The following is a 4676-nucleotide window of genomic DNA, read 5'->3' as shown; positions in this document are numbered from 1 at the left end:
CTACTCGGCGCCGCTACTCGACGATGATGCCCAGGTGATCCGCCATGATCGGGGCGAGGAGGCTCAGCTGGGAGTCGTCGACCGTGGCTCCGCGGAGACCCTCGAGACCACGGATGACGCTGAAATCGCTTCCGCGCAGGTCGACGTCCTTGAGCGTGGCCCTCGTCACGTCGAGAGTGCCGATCCGGCAGTCCCGGAGCTCGAGGCGCTGCACAGTCGCGCTGCCGAGGTCGAGCTCCTCGATGATGCAATTGCTCAGCAGGACATCGTGCAGCTGGGCGTTCCGCAGGTTGACGAAGTCGAGCTTGCTGCCGTCGAACTGCACGGACCGGAGGCTCGACTCGTAGAGTTCGACGGAGCCGAGGCGAGAGTGCTCGACGCGCACGTCGCGCCAGACCGAGCGGGGTGCGCTGAAGATGGCCGCGTGCAGTTCGCCCGCGACGCACTCCGACAGGGTTGCGCCGCGCAGTTTCGCATCGTTGAGCGACACCGTGTGGAATTCGCACTCGCGGAAGGCGACTCCGGTGAGGTCCCGTCCGTCGAAGTCGCAGCCGCTGAAACGCTGTGCTTCGACGTCGGCGCCAGAGACGAGCTCTGAGCCATCGGCATCCGTGAGGTCGTCGAGGCGGATCGGGTCGAGAAGGGGAGGTCTGGTGCCGGAGCGGGCGCGCGCCACGCTCAGTCCTGCGCCGCGGGTGCGGCGGGGCTCTGAACGGCGGAGACAGGCTCTGCGGTTACCGGCTCTGCGGCGAGGGGCTCGAGCACGAAGACGGGGATGATCCGTTCGGTCTTGACCTGGTAGTCGGCATAGTCGGGGTATGCCGCGACGGCGCGTTCCCACCACGCGGCGCGTTCGTCGCCGGTGACCTCGCGGGCGACCATGTCCCATTTCCGGGTGCCGTCCTGCAGTTCGACCTCGGGGTGGGCGACCACGTTGGCGTACCAGACCGGGTTCCGCGGTGCGCCGCCGAGCGAGGCGATCGCCGCGTAGCTGCCGTCGTGCTCGACGCGCATCAGCGGGGCCTTACGGATCTTGCCGGACTTCGCACCGAGCGTGGTCAGCACGATGACGGGCATGCCGCGCATCGTGGTGCCCTGCTCGCCGCCTGAGCTCTCGTAGAGGGCGACCTGGTCGCGGACCCACTGCTGTGGGCTGGGTTCATATTCTCCGATGAGGGGCATGACACCATTAAACGTCACTGCACTGGGGAACATTCCACATCGGTCATTCCCGGCCGGGCAGCGTTCCGGGGGTCCCCGACGCTGGTCCGGGCTTGATTCCGGGCCGGGGGCGGCGGGGAACGTAGCGCGGGATGTACCGGCCGAGCAGCACGGCGCCGATCAGCCCGAAGGCGCCCATCACGCCGCTCGCGAGGGAGATCGACACGATCGTGAGCCCGGCGACGGCGACCGGGGCGACCGCGCTGCCGAAGTCGCCGGTGAACCGCCACGCTCCGAGGAACGGTGCCGGGTTGTCCTTGGGGGCGAGGTCGGCGCCGAGTGTCATCAGGATTCCGCTGCCGATCCCGTTCGCGACCGACAGGAACATCGCGACACCGATGAGCCACTGCACGTTGGTGGACAGGTCATGCGTGAACGCGAGGACGAGGAGGCCGAGGCCGAGGCCGATCATCGAGGGGAGCGCGCTCCACATGCGACCGTAACGGTCCATGATCTGGCCGCTCGCGTAGAACAGGGCGAAGTCGATGCCGCCGGCGATGCCGATGATGAGCGCGATGTCCGGCTCGCTGATGCCGATGCTGACGGCCCAGAGCGGGATGAGGACGGCGCGGGCCGACCGCATCGCGCCGACGAGGCCCGCGCCGGTGCCGAGCCGGAGGAGGACGCCACGGAAGCTCCAGATGGTCTGGAACAGGCCCTGGCTCTCCTCCTCCGCGAGTTCCTGGCCGGCCGGGCGCACGGTTCCATCCGGGGACGTCGCGAGTTCGGGAGTGCCGAAGGTGCTCGCGGGGTCCGGCAACAGCAGGAGCACGAGGGCCGCGCCCAGACACGCGACGACGAACACCCAGAACACGGCCTGGGTGCCCCCGGTGAAGCGGATGACCGCGGTCGCGATGAAGGGGCCGACGAACCAGCCGCCGCGAAAGATTCCGCCGAGGGTCGACAGCGCACGCGCCCGGTAGGCGACCGGCACGTAGCTCGTCATGAAGGCATGCCTGGCGAGGGAGAAGATCGCCGTCGCGAGGCCGACGATGAAGATCCCGACGCCCAGCACGAGCGGGTTCGGGGCGACCAGGCAGACGAGGATCGCGATGATCGCGAGGAACGATGCCCAGATCATCGCGTTGCGCTCGCCGATCCGGGAGACGACCCAGCCGCTCGGGATGTCGCCGATGAGCTCGCCGACCATGATCATCGCGGCGATGAACCCCGCCATGGCGAGTGACGCCCCGAGGTTGTTGGCCACGATCGGGATCAGCGGGATGATCGCACCCTCACCGACGGAGAAGAGGAACGTCGGCAGGAAGGCGGCAAGGGCCACCGAGCGCAGGCTGAAGGGGCGTTCGGTGCTTGTCATGACTCCTCGATGCTACCCGGGTGCGCAGCCGCGCCCGGGTGGGCACCAGCCCGCGACCTGCGACGCCGGGTAGGCTGGGCAACAAATGATTGAGCTGGACATTTCGGAGCAGATCGCCGCATTGCGGGCCACCTTCGGCGACATTCGGGCCGTGATCGACATCGATCAACTGCGCACCGACATCGCCGACCTGAACGACCAGGCCGGCGCCCCCGACCTGTGGGACGACTCGGAGCACGCCCAGAAGGTCACGAGCGACCTCAGCCACCGCCAGTCGGAGCTCGCGCGCATCGAGAGCATCGAGTCCCGGCTCGACGACCTCGAAGTCCTCGTGGAGATGGCCAACGACGGCGAGGGCGACGAGGAGTCGGCCGAGGAAGCCACCGCAGAGCTCGCGAGCCTGCAGAAGGTACTCGGCGAACTCGAAGTGCACACCCTTCTCAACGGCGAATTCGACGAACGACCCGCCGTGATGACCATCCGCTCGGGCGCCGGTGGCGTCGACGCCGCCGACTTCGCCGAGATGCTGATGCGGATGTACCTGCGCTGGGCCGAACAGCACGACTACCCGGTGACGGTGCTGGACGTCGGATACGCGGAAGAGGCCGGCATCAAGTCCGCGACCCTGCAGATCGATTCGCCGTATGCCTTCGGCACGCTGAGCGTCGAGGCCGGCACCCACCGGCTCGTGCGGATGAGCCCGTTCAACTCCGCGGGCAAGCGCCAGACCTCTTTCGCCGCCGTCGAGGTCGTGCCGCTCATCGAGCAGACCGAGTCGATCGAGATCCCGGACACCGACATCCGCGTGGACGTGTTCCGGTCGAGCGGACCCGGCGGCCAGTCCGTCAACACGACGGACTCCGCCGTCCGGATCACCCACCTCCCGACCGGCACGGTGGTGAGCTGCCAGAACGAGAAGAGCCAGATCCAGAACCGCGCGGCCGCCATGCGGGTGCTGCAGTCCCGGCTGTTGCTGATCCAGCGCGAGCAGGAAGCCGCGACCAAGAAGGAATTCGCCGGCGTCATCACGGCGAGCTGGGGCGACCAGATGCGCAGCTACGTGCTCGCCCCGTACCAAATGGTCAAGGACCTCCGCACCAACTATGAGGTCAACAATCCCACCCAGGTCTTCGACGGCGACCTCGACGGTTTCATCGCCGCCGGCATCCGCTGGCGGAAGCAGGCACCGCAGGATTGAGCCCAATTCGGCGGTTCCTGCCTGTGAGGAAAAGCTTGCCGGTATGTCGAACTGGCAAAACACAGGATGCCTGCCTAGGCTCAAGGGGCCATGATCCGTTTTGACAGCATCACTAAGAAATATCCGGGAACGACCCGACCGGCCCTCGACGACATCAACGTCGAGGTTCTGCGCGGCGAGTTCGTCTTCCTCGTCGGTGCATCCGGTTCGGGTAAGTCAACCTGCCTGCGGCTGATCCTCAAGGAGGACAAACCCACGAGCGGGCGCATCCACGTGCTCGGACAGGACCTGCGGTCGATCTCGAACCGCAAAGTCCCGTACTTCCGGCGCAACCTCGGAGTCGTCTTCCAGGACTTCCGGCTGTTGCCGAACAAGAGCGTGTTCGAGAACGTCGCCTTCAGCCTGCAGGTGATCGGCAAGTCGCGCGGCTTCATCCAGGAGGCCGTTCCTGACACGCTCAAGATGGTCGGACTCGCCGAGAAGGCGCTCCGGCTGCCCCACGAACTCTCCGGCGGTGAGCAGCAGCGGGTCGCGATCGCGCGAGCCATCGTCAACAAGCCCCAGGTGCTTCTCGCCGACGAGCCGACCGGAAACCTCGACCCCACCACGAGCGCGGGCATCATGGCCCTGCTCGAGCGCATCAACGCGGGCGGCACGACCGTGGTCATGGCCACGCACGAGGCCGGCATCGTCGACCAGATGCAGCGCCGGGTCATCGAGCTCTCCGGCGGCAAGATCGTGCGCGACGAACGCCAGGGTGGTTACGCGACCGCAGGCATCCCGATCATTCCGCTCGGAGCTGGCCTGCACCGGAAGCCGGCCATCGACCCGCAGCACACCGTGTCAGCACTTGCGCCGAGCGCACTGCCGTCGGTGTTCGCCCCGGCGAACCAGGCAAACCAGGCGAACCCGATGGCCCCGGCCACTCCTGCCCTCACC

General features: G+C 67.4%; 5 protein-coding genes. 2 read left to right on the top strand and 3 right to left on the bottom strand.

Going from position 1 to position 4676, the window contains the following annotated elements:
• Positions 1-13: 13 nt before the first annotated feature.
• The 3 genes from QN357_RS17885 to QN357_RS17875 are packed head-to-tail and all read right to left on the bottom strand — an operon-like array spanning position 14 to position 2539.
• A complete protein-coding gene (locus QN357_RS17885) occupies positions 14-676 on the bottom strand; it encodes a pentapeptide repeat-containing protein (protein ID WP_134559444.1) in 663 nt (220 codons plus the stop codon).
• Between the two features lie 2 nt (positions 677-678).
• Positions 679-1182, bottom strand: a complete 504-nt coding sequence (locus QN357_RS17880) for a nitroreductase family deazaflavin-dependent oxidoreductase (protein ID WP_134559442.1) — start codon at positions 1180-1182, stop codon at positions 679-681.
• 43 nt (positions 1183-1225) lie between these two features.
• On the bottom strand, positions 1226-2539 hold the full coding sequence (locus tag QN357_RS17875; protein ID WP_322135491.1) for an MFS transporter: 1314 nt from the start codon (positions 2537-2539) through the stop codon (positions 1226-1228).
• An 85-nt stretch (positions 2540-2624) separates the two neighbouring features.
• Between QN357_RS17875 and prfB the strand changes: the two genes are divergently transcribed.
• Both prfB and ftsE read left to right on the top strand, forming a co-directional pair.
• On the top strand, positions 2625-3737 hold the full coding sequence (gene prfB / locus QN357_RS17870; protein ID WP_134447297.1) for a peptide chain release factor 2: 1113 nt from the start codon (positions 2625-2627) through the stop codon (positions 3735-3737).
• A gap of 90 nt (positions 3738-3827) precedes the next feature.
• Positions 3828-4676, top strand: an 849-nt coding sequence (ftsE, locus tag QN357_RS17865; protein WP_323505297.1) for a cell division ATP-binding protein FtsE, incomplete at its 3' end; no start/stop codon positions are given.

Source organism: Cryobacterium sp. RTC2.1 (genome assembly GCF_035018685.1).
GTDB lineage: Bacteria > Actinomycetota > Actinomycetes > Actinomycetales > Microbacteriaceae > Cryobacterium > Cryobacterium glucosi.
The sequence above is the reverse complement of the archived record's forward strand: the minus strand, read 5'-3'. Positions and strand labels throughout refer to the sequence as shown.

Bases quoted from the DNA above. Each gene is read 5' to 3' on its own strand.
- QN357_RS17880 (WP_134559442.1), bottom strand. From the start codon at position 1,182: ATGCCCCTCATCGGAGAATATGAACCCAGCCCACAGCAGTGGGTCCGC.
- prfB (WP_134447297.1), top strand. From the start codon at position 2,625: ATGATTGAGCTGGACATTTCGGAGCAGATCGCCGCATTGCGGGCCACC.
- QN357_RS17875 (WP_322135491.1), bottom strand. From the start codon at position 2,539: ATGACAAGCACCGAACGCCCCTTCAGCCTGCGCTCGGTGGCCCTTGCC.